16 protein-coding genes and 1 pseudogene are annotated in these 13,572 nt (G+C 36.3%); 12 read left to right on the top strand and 5 right to left on the bottom strand.

Features of this window, described 5'->3' with window-relative positions; translation table 11 throughout:
• Positions 1-209: 209 nt before the first annotated feature.
• Positions 210-602 (top strand): phage holin family protein, encoded by a 393-nt coding sequence (locus D5F11_RS07230; RefSeq protein ID WP_120117557.1) that lies wholly within the window; start codon positions 210-212, stop codon positions 600-602.
• Between the two features lie 39 nt (positions 603-641).
• Positions 642-1,559: a LysM peptidoglycan-binding domain-containing protein gene (locus D5F11_RS26115; protein WP_185830555.1), complete on the top strand. Its 918-nt coding sequence runs from the start codon at positions 642-644 to the stop codon at positions 1,557-1,559.
• Between the two features lie 94 nt (positions 1,560-1,653).
• Here D5F11_RS26115 and D5F11_RS07240 read toward each other — a convergent pair whose 3' ends face one another.
• Complete coding sequence (locus tag D5F11_RS07240) at positions 1,654-2,016, bottom strand: hypothetical protein (RefSeq protein ID WP_120117558.1); 363 nt, start codon at positions 2,014-2,016, stop codon at positions 1,654-1,656.
• A 355-nt stretch (positions 2,017-2,371) separates the two neighbouring features.
• Here D5F11_RS07240 and D5F11_RS07245 point away from each other — a divergent pair, with 355 nt between their 5' ends.
• From D5F11_RS07245 to D5F11_RS07250, 3 genes and pseudogenes are all read left to right on the top strand, one after another.
• Positions 2,372-3,058, top strand: a complete 687-nt coding sequence (locus D5F11_RS07245; RefSeq protein ID WP_120117559.1) for a hypothetical protein — start codon at positions 2,372-2,374, stop codon at positions 3,056-3,058.
• A 590-nt stretch (positions 3,059-3,648) separates the two neighbouring features.
• Positions 3,649-3,693 (top strand): annotated as a pseudogene (locus D5F11_RS27315) (hypothetical protein); the annotation flags it as partial.
• A gap of 137 nt (positions 3,694-3,830) precedes the next feature.
• Complete coding sequence (locus tag D5F11_RS07250) at positions 3,831-4,802, top strand: IS3 family transposase (RefSeq protein WP_245998140.1); 972 nt, start codon at positions 3,831-3,833, stop codon at positions 4,800-4,802.
• Positions 4,803-5,313: 511 nt separating this feature from the next.
• Here D5F11_RS07250 and D5F11_RS07260 read toward each other — a convergent pair.
• Positions 5,314-5,856, bottom strand: coding sequence for a GNAT family N-acetyltransferase (locus tag D5F11_RS07260; protein WP_120117560.1), 543 nt, complete (start codon positions 5,854-5,856; stop codon positions 5,314-5,316).
• Between the two features lie 619 nt (positions 5,857-6,475).
• Between D5F11_RS07260 and D5F11_RS07265 the strand changes: the two genes are divergently transcribed.
• From D5F11_RS07265 to D5F11_RS26120, 3 genes are all read left to right on the top strand, one after another.
• Positions 6,476-6,700 (top strand): hypothetical protein, encoded by a 225-nt coding sequence (locus D5F11_RS07265; RefSeq protein WP_126646518.1) that lies wholly within the window; start codon positions 6,476-6,478, stop codon positions 6,698-6,700.
• 267 nt (positions 6,701-6,967) lie between these two features.
• The gene (locus D5F11_RS07270; RefSeq protein WP_120117562.1) at positions 6,968-7,471 is read left to right on the top strand and encodes a DinB family protein; all 504 of its coding nucleotides are present in this window, start codon (positions 6,968-6,970) and stop codon (positions 7,469-7,471) included.
• Positions 7,472-7,674: 203 nt separating this feature from the next.
• A complete protein-coding gene (locus D5F11_RS26120; protein ID WP_185830556.1) occupies positions 7,675-7,821 on the top strand; it encodes a hypothetical protein in 147 nt (48 codons plus the stop codon).
• Between the two features lie 11 nt (positions 7,822-7,832).
• On the opposite strand, the gene D5F11_RS07275 is transcribed toward D5F11_RS26120, so the two are convergent.
• On the bottom strand, positions 7,833-8,057 hold the full coding sequence (locus D5F11_RS07275) for a hypothetical protein (protein ID WP_120117564.1): 225 nt from the start codon (positions 8,055-8,057) through the stop codon (positions 7,833-7,835).
• A gap of 136 nt (positions 8,058-8,193) precedes the next feature.
• Positions 8,194-8,478: a hypothetical protein gene (locus D5F11_RS07280; RefSeq protein ID WP_120117565.1), complete on the bottom strand. Its 285-nt coding sequence runs from the start codon at positions 8,476-8,478 to the stop codon at positions 8,194-8,196.
• An 874-nt stretch (positions 8,479-9,352) separates the two neighbouring features.
• Between D5F11_RS07280 and D5F11_RS07285 the strand changes: the two genes are divergently transcribed.
• Positions 9,353-9,550 carry a hypothetical protein gene (locus D5F11_RS07285; RefSeq protein WP_120117567.1) on the top strand — a complete coding sequence of 66 codons (198 nt, stop codon included), beginning with the start codon at positions 9,353-9,355 and terminating at the stop codon, positions 9,548-9,550.
• Positions 9,551-9,596: 46 nt separating this feature from the next.
• Here D5F11_RS07285 and D5F11_RS07290 read toward each other — a convergent pair whose 3' ends face one another.
• Positions 9,597-10,049 carry an HTH domain-containing protein gene (locus tag D5F11_RS07290; RefSeq protein ID WP_120117568.1) on the bottom strand — a complete coding sequence of 151 codons (453 nt, stop codon included), beginning with the start codon at positions 10,047-10,049 and terminating at the stop codon, positions 9,597-9,599.
• A gap of 336 nt (positions 10,050-10,385) precedes the next feature.
• Between D5F11_RS07290 and D5F11_RS07295 the strand changes: the two genes are divergently transcribed.
• The 3 genes from D5F11_RS07295 to D5F11_RS07300 all read left to right on the top strand — a co-directional run bounded on the left by D5F11_RS07295 (position 10,386) and on the right by D5F11_RS07300 (position 13,180).
• A complete protein-coding gene (locus D5F11_RS07295) occupies positions 10,386-11,132 on the top strand; it encodes a GNAT family N-acetyltransferase (protein ID WP_425470762.1) in 747 nt (248 codons plus the stop codon).
• Between the two features lie 70 nt (positions 11,133-11,202).
• Positions 11,203-11,352 carry a hypothetical protein gene (locus D5F11_RS26125; protein WP_185830557.1) on the top strand — a complete coding sequence of 50 codons (150 nt, stop codon included), beginning with the start codon at positions 11,203-11,205 and terminating at the stop codon, positions 11,350-11,352.
• Positions 11,353-11,782: 430 nt separating this feature from the next.
• Entirely contained in the window at positions 11,783-13,180 is a 1,398-nt protein-coding gene (locus D5F11_RS07300; protein ID WP_120117569.1) for an L-cystine transporter, read from the top strand.
• Positions 13,181-13,572 lie beyond the last annotated feature (392 nt).

Consider the following 13,572-nt stretch of genomic DNA (forward strand, 5'->3'; position numbering starts at 1 on the left):
CCGCATACCAGATATGTTTTTCATGCGCCTAGTGTCTTGAAATGGTTGAGGTCACTTATACATTTATATTCAATTAATCTGGTGTATACCCTCTGTATAAAAGTGACATCAATAAAGGCACTTACAGCACAAAAAACATTCGGGCGCTTGATAAGCCGTTGATAACCATTCGACGGCTTATTTTTATTTTTAAAAAAAGGAGAAACTATATGGAAACTATATTTAAATCAGTTGTCGCTGTCATCGGGGCGATCATTACATTTTTATTGGGAGGTTGGTCGCCTTTGTTACAGGTGCTAGTTATTTTCATTGTCATGGATTACGTATTGGGATTTTTGGTTGCAGCAACGCATGGAGAATTAAACAGTTCAATCGGATTCAAAGGGATTGCCAAAAAGGTAATCATCCTGTCATTGGTAGCAGTAGCTTACGCAATTGATACGATCATGGGAGATGGCACGTTTATAAGAGACGCTGTCATCTTCTTTTATTTGGCCAATGAGTTGTTGAGTATTTTGGAGACGGTGGGCAAAACGAACTTGCCAGTACCGGATGTGCTTAAAAAGGCAGTTGAAAAATTAAACGATAAGAGTGACGCATAAGCGTTGCTCTTTTTTATTTCTAAAAGGAGAGGATAAACAATGACTTACAAAATTGAAAAACGTATCATTCCAGGTTTACCGAATATTCCATTGACAGCAATCCGTTTTGTTGTGGGCCATGAATCGGGTAACCCAAACAACACAGGGCCTAATTCGCTTGAAGCTGAAATCAACTTTATGACAAGGAACTTTCGCAACGCCTTTACTTTCCATTGGGTAGGTGGCGGAGGACGCATCGTGCAGCTGGCTCCCGTAGGCAGAATGCAATATGGTGCAGGACCGAAGGCTAACCCATACAGCTATGCTCATGTGGAACTGGCTCGGACAAGGGATCCAGAAACATTCAAAAAAGATTATGCGGCTTATATTTGGCTCTTGCGCCATCTTGCAGATCAGGCGGGCATCCCGAAAAAATTGGACGAGGGGACTTCTGCAACAAAGGGAATCAAGTCTCATGATTGGATCAGACGCAATCTTGGCGGCACGACTCATACAGACCCATTCGGATATTTGGCTCAATTTGGGGTTACAGCAGCACAATTCAAAAGGGATGTGGAGAACGGTATTGGGGTGGCAAAGCCTGCTGATAAGCCAGCGGTATCAAAACCTGCAGCTAATAATAAGCCTGCGTCTACAACTGGTGCTCACACCGTCAAAAAAGGGGACACGCTTTCCGCTATCGCTAAAAAAGACAAAACGACTGTCAATGAGTTGGTCAAGATCAATGGAATTAAAAATCCAAACCTCATCAAAGTTGGCCAAAAAATAAGGCTGCCCGGATCTGCTTCAAAACCGAAAGGTGATCAGAAGACCGGATCCATCGTCGATTATCTCAAATCAATTGGCCAAGATTCTTCTTTCACCAATCGGAAGAAGTTGGCATCCAAACACGGCATTAAAAACTATACTGGTACCGAAACCCAAAACACGCAGTTGCTGAAGAAGTTGCGTGGTTAAATAAAACAGGCCCGGTCAACACCGGGCTTAGCTTTTCATGGCATACACCCAGTTTTTTTTACTAAAGCTCCCGTTAGCACAACAAGAAATTTCTTTAATTATTAACCAATTTAACTAAATGCGGTTCTAATGCTATAAAATGTGGCATCCAACAGTCTGAATTTTCGGTTCCGATTTCGTGGTTATTTACACAAACCCTGTTTAAACCATCTAAGCCGTCATAGCCACAACAACCATTTAGTCTGCTTTCATCTGGGTGATAGTTGGAATTAATTAAACCCTTCAAATTTATAATAATTTTGTTTTTTGTTCCAATATCCTCTTCACCTTCAGCAACTATAAAAAAACCTTCAGGAATGTAGGCTTTACCATCATTTTCGTTAATTAATGATAAATCATCCAATTCCGTAACTTGTTTAGAGATTTCTACATTACACTTTTGGCAAATTATCTTCATAAATAAGAACACCCCGATAACCAGATATTTTATTCAAATGTAACACAAACGCCCCATGAACTTGCACTGAAGAAGGCCCGGCGCTGACCGGGCTTTCTCTTATATTTTTTCTACACCTTTCAGATTAACCAAGATGTACTCTGGACTTAGCGATAGATGTTGTTGCAGCTTTTGAAGGGTAATACATAGAAATATGCATGTTACTTAATGTGATATTAGCAGTGGATGATTTTGAACAATATTTTTAGAATGAATTTTTTCATTTGCCCAAGTTTAACTGTTTTATTTTTCTGAAATAATTTACAATTCCGTTAAAATGTGGTATTCTTTTTTAAAATAAGGAGGGGTTTAAATTATGAAGAAAATGTTTATATTTTTACTCGTTTTTTGCACGTTCTTTATGTTTAGTATTTCTTCCACCTTTGCTAGTACAGGACAAGTTGATGCACTTCCAAGTGATGATGCAGAATTTGAAAATTTAACACCAATGGTTGATGAGAGGGTTGTTAATCTTTTAAAAGAGAATAATATTGATTTCCATATTGAAGACGGGTATTTAATTCAACTTGATAATGTTACACCTGAGCTTATAGCTGATGTAAATAATAAACTTGAAGAAGACTTTGAGGAACAAGGAAGTGTAGCGCTTTTTGCTGCTAAGAAGTATCCAACACCTTACCAATATATGAAGACTTATGATAGAGTTTTCTCTAAAAAATTCACTATGGCTACAAAGGTTGCTTTTTCTGCAGGTATGACAAGTTGGTTAACTGGAAAAACTGCAACGCCGGCTAGTGTTGCAAAAGTAGCTGCTGCAGCGTTTGGTTCTTATTATTTTATAAATAGTAATGTGCAAAATGTTTATTATTTTTCAAAATACTATTATAGAGAATTAGGTCCTGGTAAGGTTGGTCCTACAGGTAGTTATATGGGGAATTATCAGATTAAAAAAACAGAAAGAACTACTAAAAATGCAAATGGTACTGGTGGACAGATTACTGAAAGAACCAAGAAATCGACAATAATTGAACCGTTTTTTTAAAAATTGGTATCCTAAAAAAAGAGATGATTAAATGTTAAGATATATACTTATGTTTATTGTGTTCACAGCGATTACCCACTTTCTTATAGGTTTGACGTTTGTTAAGTCTATTCAAATTTCAGTTTTAGTTATAGTATTTATGCTCTTAATGGATTTGTACGATAAAAGAAAGAAAAGCTAATCTATGGTTAGACCTTACTGTTTTTAAAAATGATTTAATTTAACTTAAATGTACCCATTAGACATCTTCATTGTCAATAAACAGTTTATTAAAACAAGCCCGGCGTTGTGATGTGCACCCCAAAAGTTAGACTAATCAATTCTAACTTTTGGGGTGTTTTTGTGGTTAAATATGATGAAGGATTCAAACAAAAAGTGGTTGACGCTATTTAGCTGGTGAAGGTGGATATTGTTCATTGGCTAATAGATTTGGAATTCAAAGTAAAACGAATATAAGAAAATGGGTCAGTGCGTTCCAACAGTTTGGGAAACAGGGCTTGGTTACCAAAAAGGCGAGCGCGACTTATCCTGTTCAATTTAAATTAGATGTCATAGACTATAAATTAAGAACAGGAGATTCCTTTGAAGAAGTGGCCAGGAAATTTGGCATTACTGAACCGCCTATGATTCTTAATTGGTTGAAGAAATGGCAAAATCAAGGCGTTGAAGGACTCTCTAAAACAAAGGGGCGTCCATCCATGTCCAACAAGCCAAAGAAGAAAAAGAATGAGAAAAAGTTGACGAAAGAACAACAGCTATTAAAAGAAATAGAATTACTTCGTGCAGAGAATGCCTATTTAAAAAAGCTCCGAGCTTCAGGGATAAATATTCCGAGCCGACTGCTAAAACAGAATTCAGAGTCATCCACGAACTCAGGAAAGAATTTAAATTAGCTGTTATCCTTGAGGCAACAGGCTTCCCAAAGGCAACCTATATGTATTGGCAAAAACGATTTGATGATCCCAATCCAGATGAAAAGATTGAGAAGATTATCAAGGAAATCGTAGACAAGCATAATGGAAATTATGGCTATCGTCGAATTGATATGGAATTACGCAAGAGGGGCTATTGCGTAAATCACAAAAAAATCCTGCGGATTACCAACAAACTTGGCATTATTTGTACATCATACACACGTAAGTCCCGTAAATATAGTACGTACAAAGGAACCGTCGGTAAAATTTCGAAGAACCTTGTCAACCGTAGATTCTATACAAACATCCCATACCAAAAATTAACGACGGATACATCCGAATTCAAATATTGCACAACCGGTACGAATGGAAAGTTAATCATCAAGAAGGCTTATTTAGATCCGTTTTTGGATATGTTTAACGGAGAAATTTTATCCTATAGGCTTTCGGAACGTCCGAACGCAAAAGCGATCTTGGATGCTTTGGGAGAAGCAATTGAAATAGCAAAAGATTGCCCCTATCGAACGACCATACACTCTGACCAGGGGTGGGGTTATCAAATGAATGCATACGTAAAGAAACTAAAAGATCATGACATATTCCAAAGTATGTCCCGAAAAGGGAATTGCCTGGATAATTCGCCCATGGAAAATTTCTTTGGCATAATGAAGCAGGAAATGTATTATGGGAAAGTTTATCACTCATTTAAAGAGTTGAAGCAAGCAGTAACTAATTATATTTTTTACTATAACAACGAACGGATAAAAGCAAAGTTGACTGGCATGAGCCCGGTTGAATACCGTCTTCATACCAGCCAACTAGCTGCTTAATATTTAAGTCTAACTTTTGGGGTTCAGTACAAAAATAGCAGAACCCCTGCTTGTTGACGAATTTAATTTTCTTGGGTTTTTCTTAATGTAAAAAGGTTATTTAACTTCATTCAGCAGAAGTCCCTCACTTCTGTAAGTGGTGAGATGAATGCCTATTGGTATTCCATTCAGCGGGAGTTCAAACCCCGGCTGAATAAAGTCAAAGCCTTGGCAGATGCCACAGATTTTTAGAGGAAATTTATCGAGCGGAGCTCGATAAAATCTGGGCGCAAATACGCCAAGGCGCATTTGATTTTTCCGGCTGCGGCTTCATCAGCTACTTGTAAAGCATGACCGTATGTATCCATTGTTATTCTGATTTCCGCATGTCTAAGTCTTTCTGATATATATTTGTTGGATAGTTATCTTTTTTCTTCATTGAGTTCACTTTCTTAAAGGGAATTCAAGTTCTTATTTGGTTTAAAAGAAGTGCAGAAGGACTCATATTAGTCAGTATTTATTTCGTAAGGATTTAGTTCCTACAAAAATAATCTCTTTCCAAGATAGCGAAGTAGTATTGGTCGACCCATTTATTGTGCCAAAATAGTTCTTCTTTGAAAATGGCTTCTCTTTCCATCCCAATGCTCTCCATCAAAACTGCTGAACGTATATTATTTGAATTACACATTCCAAATACTTTATGTGCCCCTAAGTTTTCAAAAGCAAGTTGCAATAGAAGTTTAGCTGCTTCCCTTCCATAACCTTTTCCTCGAAACTCAGGGAGTATTACAAAACCAATTTCCCAGCTCTTTCTAAATTCACTATCGTTCCATATTTGAGCTAAACCAACCGGGGTTTTACTTTTAGCTGCAAATGCACTCACAATAAAATCGTAACTTTTTGGATCCTCTTCGTTTTTAATTTTTTGTATATATTCTTCATACACTATAGTTTTGTCCGATTCAACATATTCTTCAAAGTACCATAAGTTTTTATCAGTCTCTATCCGGCAAATAAAATCTAAATCATCAATTGATGCACTTTGTAGCAACACATGCTCGCCAAACAGCTCCATTTTGAATCAACCTCCATCTTATCAATCAATTGACTATCTCTCTTTTAGCTTCTTTAAAACTTAAAAAACTTCTCATTCCTCCTTTGAAAAAGGAGGGGAATGTTTAACTTCATTCAGCAGAAGTCTCACTTCTGTAAGAGGTGAGATGAATGCCTATTGGTATTCCATTTAGTGGGGGTTTAAACCCCGGCTGAATAAAGTTAAAGCCTCCGGCGGATGCCACAGATTTTCAGAGGAAATTTATCGAGCAAAGCTCGATAAAATCTGGGCGCAAATACGCCAAGGCGCATTTGATAAGAAAAGCTTACAAAGGGCAGTATGAAATCAATCGACAAAGCGTGCACTTTATTTCTTCGCAAGTTTTTTGATAAACGAATGTTTAATTTCTATAAAAATTTCACCATCTGCATTAAATTGTTTTTCCTTAATTCATTAGTGAGCTTAATTAGAGTTTACTGTGATAACAGAGATATGCAATAGGTAAATAACCTCTTTTTTCTCAATAAAAATCCTCATTTCTATCAGACTGTATGTCCAATCAAATTCGACATTTTTCAATATATTAATATCGAAGCCGGCTTTAATAGAGGTAAAGGAGGTGCTAGTAGAATGTTCATTTTTGAAGATGATTTTGTCGGTGGAGAAAGAGAAAGACGGAGAAGACGATTCATTTGTGAATGCCGAGAAGAAAGACGTGAGCGCGAAAGAGAACGTGAGCGTGAGTTTGAGTGTAAATGTAGAAAGCGCAGACGTAGGCATGAAGAGTTTGATTGGTAGGACTTATGAGAAATCCCTCGAGGTGATAGTCGGAGGGATTTCTCTTTTAGGGCCTGGTTCTAAATGAGGTAATGCTTCAAAAAGCTAGATGTTGAAGTAGCAGAAAAGTTATTTATGTTGGGTCAGAGACTGATGCGGTGATTAAATAAGACTAACAGTAAATACTTCCACATTTGCTCCTCTCGCAAGAGGGGGCTTTTTTTATCAGTAGAGAGAGGTTTACATTTAGATAAAAGAGAATATAAATAGACATCTTTATGTGTAACTAAACGGGGAGTATAATTGAACTAAGATACATTAGAAAGAAAACAAAAATATTATAAGGAGGATTTTTATGTTTCAAACCTTAGATCATTTTTTTAATTCTTGGGAGTTCGAAGCCAATGCTACACAGAAACTGCTAAATAGTCTAACTGATGAATCACTTGAACAAGAAATAACCTCTGAAAATTGGACTTTAGGTCGTATTGCATGGCATACTGTTGCCGCCATTCGCATAATTACCTCAAACACAGACTTAACGTTTCATGCCCCAGTTGAAGATTATCCTGTTCCTACTTCGGCTCAGTTTATAGCAGATAGCTATTATCAAGCCAGTAATGCATTTGTACAGGCATTAAAAGCCCAATGGACTGACCATACCCTTCAAGAACGCATCAACTTTATTGGTCAACAAATGCCCAATGGTTCACTTTTGCTATTTTTGATTCAACATCAAAACCACCATCGAGGACAAATGACTGTTCTTATGAGACAAGCAGGATTAACAGTGCCAGGTATTTATGGTCCAGCAAAAGAGGAATGGGCAAAATTTGGCTTGGAAGCTCCGCAAATGTAATCAAATTTTTTATAAAGAAGTTAACCTGTTACAATAAATAAGAGCATGTTTTGATCAATCTTTTTTCAGAACACGCTCTTTCCTTTTGTTCATTTAACAATGTTATTAACATTAATTTGATTAAATTTTATTCCAAACCTATACCTTTCAACTGCTTGTTTAACTTCATTCAGCAGAAGTCTCCCACTTCTGTAAGTGGTGAGATGAATGTCTACTGTATTCAGTGGGGGTTCAAACCCCGGCTGAATAAAGTCAAAGCCTTAGGCGGATGCCACAGATTTTTAGAGGAAATTTATCGAGCGGAGCTCGATAAAATCTGGGCGCAAATACACCAAGGCGCATTTGATTAATGTGGCTTATACTATTTTTTCTTATTTAGCAGAATGAGTCCGCATACTAATCCCAAAATAGATGCCACAATACCGAATCTAAGGACAGTTATTATATATTCACCCATCGGTAAATAATTAGTTAGGGTGGCCCCATCTCCGATATCCTCTACTTCTGCATATTTTACAAATAAAATCGCTGCCCCTATTCCGATAAAAAAACCATAAATCGCACTTTTCCTAAGTGAGCTCTCCACTAATTTGTCCTCCCAATCTAAACCTAAATCATCTATTTCTACAAATGATGACCAATTTCCTCTTTAATTGACGAACATTTCCTGCGAAGCGAAAAAAGCCAGCGCTGATTGGTTTTTACTAGAGGAGCATTAGTGTTTAAAAAATGGTTCCAATTTCAAGTTTGTCACTTTGGTTTTGGAAAATGTCCTTTAGTGTTAATCCGTTTATCTTTGCTTTTTCTGCAAATTCTTCAGGATCTTCAATATAATGGTTCAAATTTTCACCTTCTTCATTTAATATAACTCTTCCTTCTTCATAGTTAGGAATAAAATATTCTTTCTCATCATAAAAAAATTCAATTTCTCTTCCTTGTTTTAAGTAATATATTAACCTGCTATAATCCATTTTGTTTTCTGGTGAAGCATTTTCATCATTGCTCATTGTAAGCCACCTTCTTTACTTCTTAGTTTGTTTAGGCGTATTGTAAAGAATACGATTAATGTTTCGTGAAAAAATGTTCTTGTGACAGAACTCTAGTTGGATATATACGTTCAAATTATGTAGAATGAAACGAAAGAAAGGGCTGCAACCATAGAAGTCTATATTTTTTTAAAAAATAGGTGTAACCCATTAAAATAAATAAGAGGTGCAAATGAATAACATTATTAAGATATTGGCTACTGTTACCATAGTTATTTCTTTGCTACTTTGGCTACCTAATATTGTGTTTCAGGAAGCATCATCTTTATGGCTCTATACGTTTGTTTTTTCTGGAATTGGTATTATTTTGTTAACAATGATTAAATCAAAAATATTGATTATAGGGAACACCATAACATTTTTGTAATGTTTGTTGGCTATCTTTTCGAATTTGTTACGCAACTTATGTAAAAAATTCCATTAGTTCAACATCATCGACTTCAGCATCGAGTGAGTTTTTAGTTAGCGTGTGTCGCTGCTGTTACAGTTAAAACACTGCCCCTATTGAACCAAAATAAAGTAAATACTAAACATGTAATTAAATATTATTAATTATGTATGGTAACTTTCATATTTATTTCTAGAGGGAGCGTGGAAGAATAGTGTTGGTAAAGATAAAGGAGCGTTTCCCATTAATGGGGACTTCGTTTTTAGGTATAGTATCTTTGTTTAATTTGTTTTCAGGTATAGGTTTTAGTAGCTTCTATTAGTTTAGGTTTATTTTTGTTGGTATTGTTTTTATATTTTTTAACTAAAAATATAAATGTGGAAGATTAAGATAGGGATTGTATGCCTTTAATAAATGTACAACCTAAACTTAAAATGAGGTGGAGCAATGGGGTTTTGGTATTTATTATTACTACTTATCGGCATCGTTCTTTTAATAGTGGGGGCAACGACAAAAGGGGTATCTCGTTCAGTTAAAATCGTCATATTACTTTTTGTGTTTGGAATTCTGTTCATTTTTATTTCACTCATACTAATGCTGCCAGGAAGTTCTTACGTCCTAGATGAACTATTAAAAATAAGATAACTTTAAACAAGAAAAGGCCGCTCACTTGATCGGCCTTGGTTTTTTATTATAGAAAATTTTGATGCAATGTAAAATTAAGCATGATGATATTAACACATATATTCAATTCTAAGTTTCTTTCGATTGGTATATTTTCTTTGAAATTTAATAATTCTTTTTCGCTTACATCCAATAATTTGGAAATATTCATTAAAGATAAATCAAATTCTTGTGCTAAAGTGTCTAGTATGATTTGAGCTCTTTCTTTTGCTTCAATTCCTGAGAGTCCGTAATGTAACATGGCTGATTTATGCTGGATATTTTCTTTTTCATGATCGGTTAAATCTATTTTCTCTTGATGGATGATATTGTTTATTTTTGTCAAAGGCATGTTCAATAACTTGGATAATTGTTTGAGGTTTAAATCAAATTTGCTTGTTAAGCTCTGTATTTCTTTTTTATAAACATTGATGCTTTCCCCTGATATTTCTATATGTTTAATTTCTTTTTGACTTGTCATTTTTAATTCACCTGTTTAACTTAGTTGTCATTTTTGATATAAGCTAGGCTCGGCATGACCGAGCTTTATTTAATTTGTTATAATACTCCATATATCTTTGAGAAAAAGGAAAACCACATGGAATAACGTATAAAATAATAGTGTAAGTCCTGCCAATTTTAGCACTTCTTTTGTACTTAAATTCCAGGGGGATTTATCGGTAATGTAAATACCTCCTTCTACAAAATTTTATAGATGTTAAATAATACTTCTACACTTGGATTGTAATTCCTTTAATAGGCCCACGTAGGTCTTTATCTTAATGATGGTGGAGGTGGGAAAGTGGGATTTACTCAAATGACAAAAAGTACAATTGAAACTGAACACATCTGCTGTGCTTTGGGAGCAAAACAATATGAGGATGCAGTAAGTGAAAAGAAGAGATGGTTGGCAGAACGAATGGATGAAGGCTTAGTATTCTATCGTTTAGATGAACGTGCAAAAGTATTTATAGAATACTTACCTGCCCAAATGGCGTGGGTTCCTATTCAAGCACCCAATTATATGTATATCAATTGTTTATGGGTTTCTGGGAGATATAAAAATAACGGGCATGCAAAGCAGCTGTTGGATTATTGTAAAGGAGATGCAATCAATCGTGGTATGGACGGGATTGTCCATATAGTAGGAAAGAAAAAATACCCGTATTTAAGTGATAAACGTTTCTTTGAACATATGGGGTTTGAGTTAATCGACCAAGCAGAACCATATTTTCAATTGATGGCATTGAAGTGGAATAAACAGGCTGTTGACCCGTCCTTTAAAAAAAATGTAGAGGCTTCTTGCAGGAATGAAGGTATTTCCATTTATTACACAGCTCAATGTCCGTTTGCTGTTGGCATATTGGAAGACCTAAGAAAAGTGGCAGAAAGCAAAAATGCCCCCTTCCATACTTATAGAATAACAACTAAAGAAGAAGCACAAAACGCACCGACGATATGGACAACTTTTGGCATGTTCTATAATGGAAAATTCATTACACACGAAATGATGAGTTCAAATAAGTTTGAGAAATTATTAACGAAGCTACTATCAGCGGAATGATATTCTTTTTTTTCTTATGCATTTAACTTGATTCAGCAGAAGTCTCCCCCTTCTATAAGTGGTGAGATGAATGCCTATTGGTATCCATTCAGTGGGGTTCAAACCCCGGCTGAATAAAGTTAAAGCCTCCGGCGGATGCCACAGATTTTCAGAGGGAATTTATCGAGCGAAGCTCGATAAAATCTGGGCGCAAATACGCCAAGGCGCATTTGATTTCTAGTGTGCATTCAATGAAATGAAGTCCTCAACTTGTAGAGATTAGGTGTTTTTTCTCTACAAGTTTTTATTTTGTTTTCTTATAAGCTATTCATCTGTTTTTTCTCTAAAAGAAAAAGATTTCCATTTCACCCAAAGGCTGTTCCATTTAAGAATGAAAGCCAAGTATATTTTTTGGATAATACCTTGTGAAGCGGAGAAGTCAATCATGCTATTTTATTATCTAACCTTCAGGCACTTTAGGCAAACTCATTTTTTACACATGGAATGGCTTCATCAAACCAAATCGTTGACAGAATCGCTGGCGGTATGTATATTATTAATTTATTAAATCAACTAAATCTATAGGAATTATTTACTTTGCTGTGGCATAGTAGATTCGTGGTGCATATGATGAAAACACAATTGAAGCCCACACAAAGGAGGGGGACATCATGAATATATTTTTAATTAGCGTGAATATCGTTGCGTTACTTGCGATTATTGGTCTTCTTATTTTTATGCAAAAGAAACATATATCGTTTACAAAACGAGTATTTACGGGTTTAGGTGCTGGGATTGCGCTTGGAGCTATTTTACAGGCCATCTATGGGGTAGATTCGGAAGTTTTAACGAATACGGCAGATTGGTATAGTATTGTCGGAAGCGGGTATGTACAACTGTTGATGATGATTGTTGTACCGCTTGTCATGGTATCTATTATTCAGTCCATCATTAATTTGGAGAAATCTGCAGACCTTGGAAAAATGTCTGCCTGGATTATTGGTTTCTTAGTTTCGACGGCTATGATTGCCGCATTGATTGGAATTGGGTCTGCTGCATTGTTTGATTTGAATGCAGATCAAATTGATGCGGGGCAGGCAGAAGTCGAGCGTGGGGATATGCTTCAGGAAAAACTTGGAGATGTACAGGATTTAACTGCACCGCAAAAAATCTTGAGTTTTATCCCTTCCAATATATTTTTAGATATGACAGGCCAGCGGGCAACTTCGGTCATTGCAGTAGTCATTTTCTCTATTATCGTTGGGATCGCGGTGCTTGGATTACGGAGAAAAAATCCGGAACAAGCAGAAATGTTTACGAAAATCGTGAACGCATTTTACGCAGTTGTTATGCGAATCGTAACACTTATTTTACGTCTAACACCATTTGGAATTCTGGCTTTGATGGCAAATACAGTGGCTAAAACAGATGTTGCTGGTATTGTTCAACTTGGGAAATTTGTGATTGCCTCTTATGTAGCTTTATTCGTCATCATGATTTTCCACCTTGTATTAGTAGGCCTCTTCGGTTTAAATCCGATGACATACTTGAAAAAGGCCATGCCTGTATTGGGCTTTGCTTTTACATCGCGTTCGAGTGCAGGGACGATTCCACTGAATATCCAAGCACAGAAAAACTCTATTGGTGTTGATTCAGGAATTGCGAACATGTCAGCTTCATTTGGAGCGACAATTGGGCAAAACGGGTGTGCAGGAATGTATCCTGCCATGCTGGCAGTCATGATTGCACCAACGGTCGGAATTGATCCATTTACACCAGCATTTATCATCAAACTGGTCTTAATAATTGGAATCAGTTCATTTGGTGTTGCCGGTGTTGGCGGTGGGGCAACTTTTGCAGCATTGATTGTTTTATCTTCTATGGGGCTCCCTGTCGCTTTAGCTGGTTTGCTCATATCAATCGAGGCACTTATCGATATGGGGCGTACAGCTGTAAATGTAAATGACAGCATGGTCGCCGGAACGTTAACGGCACGAATCTTGGGGAAATTGAATTTGAAAACATTTAATGATAAAACAGCCATTGAAGATAGCAGTTCATCACTTTAAGCAAAAAACTAATCACCATATGTGGTGGTTAGTTTTTTTGATGGAGAAAATAGGGTGTAATTGAAACTCGAATTGACTTTCAACAAAAATCAGGGTTTGCTCAATCTGAAATTTTGGATAAAGAGGATTAGGGATTTTTTGATTAAAACCAGGAAAAGCAGGCCTTTAAGAAATTTGCAGAAGGTATCACAATAGGAAGAACAGAATAATCTGAAGATATAGCAAACTTTTTTCCTATCTGGCTTCGTCCGATTCTGGTCTGATTACATGGCTGGACAAACTGCCTTAATTGAAGGAGGAGTGGAATTTGTTTGGTTTAGAATGAAATTAATGAAAAAGATTGAGTCAAAGTCCTGTATTGAATTGCAGGGCTTTTTTGACGTCTAGACTAG

The sequence above is a fragment of the Siminovitchia terrae genome (assembly GCF_003605405.2).
GTDB lineage: Bacteria > Bacillota > Bacilli > Bacillales > Bacillaceae_C > Siminovitchia > Siminovitchia terrae.

Coding starts and splice junctions, on each gene's coding strand:
- D5F11_RS07300 (WP_120117569.1), top strand. CDS start 11,783: ATGAATATATTTTTAATTAGCGTGAATATCGTTGCGTTACTTGCGATT.
- D5F11_RS26120 (WP_185830556.1), top strand. CDS start 7,675: ATGAATGTCTACTGTATTCAGTGGGGGTTCAAACCCCGGCTGAATAAA.
- D5F11_RS07295 (WP_425470762.1), top strand. CDS start 10,386: ATGACAAAAAGTACAATTGAAACTGAACACATCTGCTGTGCTTTGGGA.
- D5F11_RS07290 (WP_120117568.1), bottom strand. CDS start 10,049: ATGACAAGTCAAAAAGAAATTAAACATATAGAAATATCAGGGGAAAGC.
- D5F11_RS26125 (WP_185830557.1), top strand. CDS start 11,203: ATGCCTATTGGTATCCATTCAGTGGGGTTCAAACCCCGGCTGAATAAA.
- D5F11_RS07280 (WP_120117565.1), bottom strand. CDS start 8,478: ATGAGCAATGATGAAAATGCTTCACCAGAAAACAAAATGGATTATAGC.
- D5F11_RS07285 (WP_120117567.1), top strand. CDS start 9,353: ATGGGGTTTTGGTATTTATTATTACTACTTATCGGCATCGTTCTTTTA.
- D5F11_RS07230 (WP_120117557.1), top strand. CDS start 210: ATGGAAACTATATTTAAATCAGTTGTCGCTGTCATCGGGGCGATCATT.
- D5F11_RS07260 (WP_120117560.1), bottom strand. CDS start 5,856: ATGGAGCTGTTTGGCGAGCATGTGTTGCTACAAAGTGCATCAATTGAT.
- D5F11_RS07245 (WP_120117559.1), top strand. CDS start 2,372: ATGAAGAAAATGTTTATATTTTTACTCGTTTTTTGCACGTTCTTTATG.
- D5F11_RS07240 (WP_120117558.1), bottom strand. CDS start 2,016: ATGAAGATAATTTGCCAAAAGTGTAATGTAGAAATCTCTAAACAAGTT.
- D5F11_RS07270 (WP_120117562.1), top strand. CDS start 6,968: ATGTTTCAAACCTTAGATCATTTTTTTAATTCTTGGGAGTTCGAAGCC.
- D5F11_RS26115 (WP_185830555.1), top strand. CDS start 642: ATGACTTACAAAATTGAAAAACGTATCATTCCAGGTTTACCGAATATT.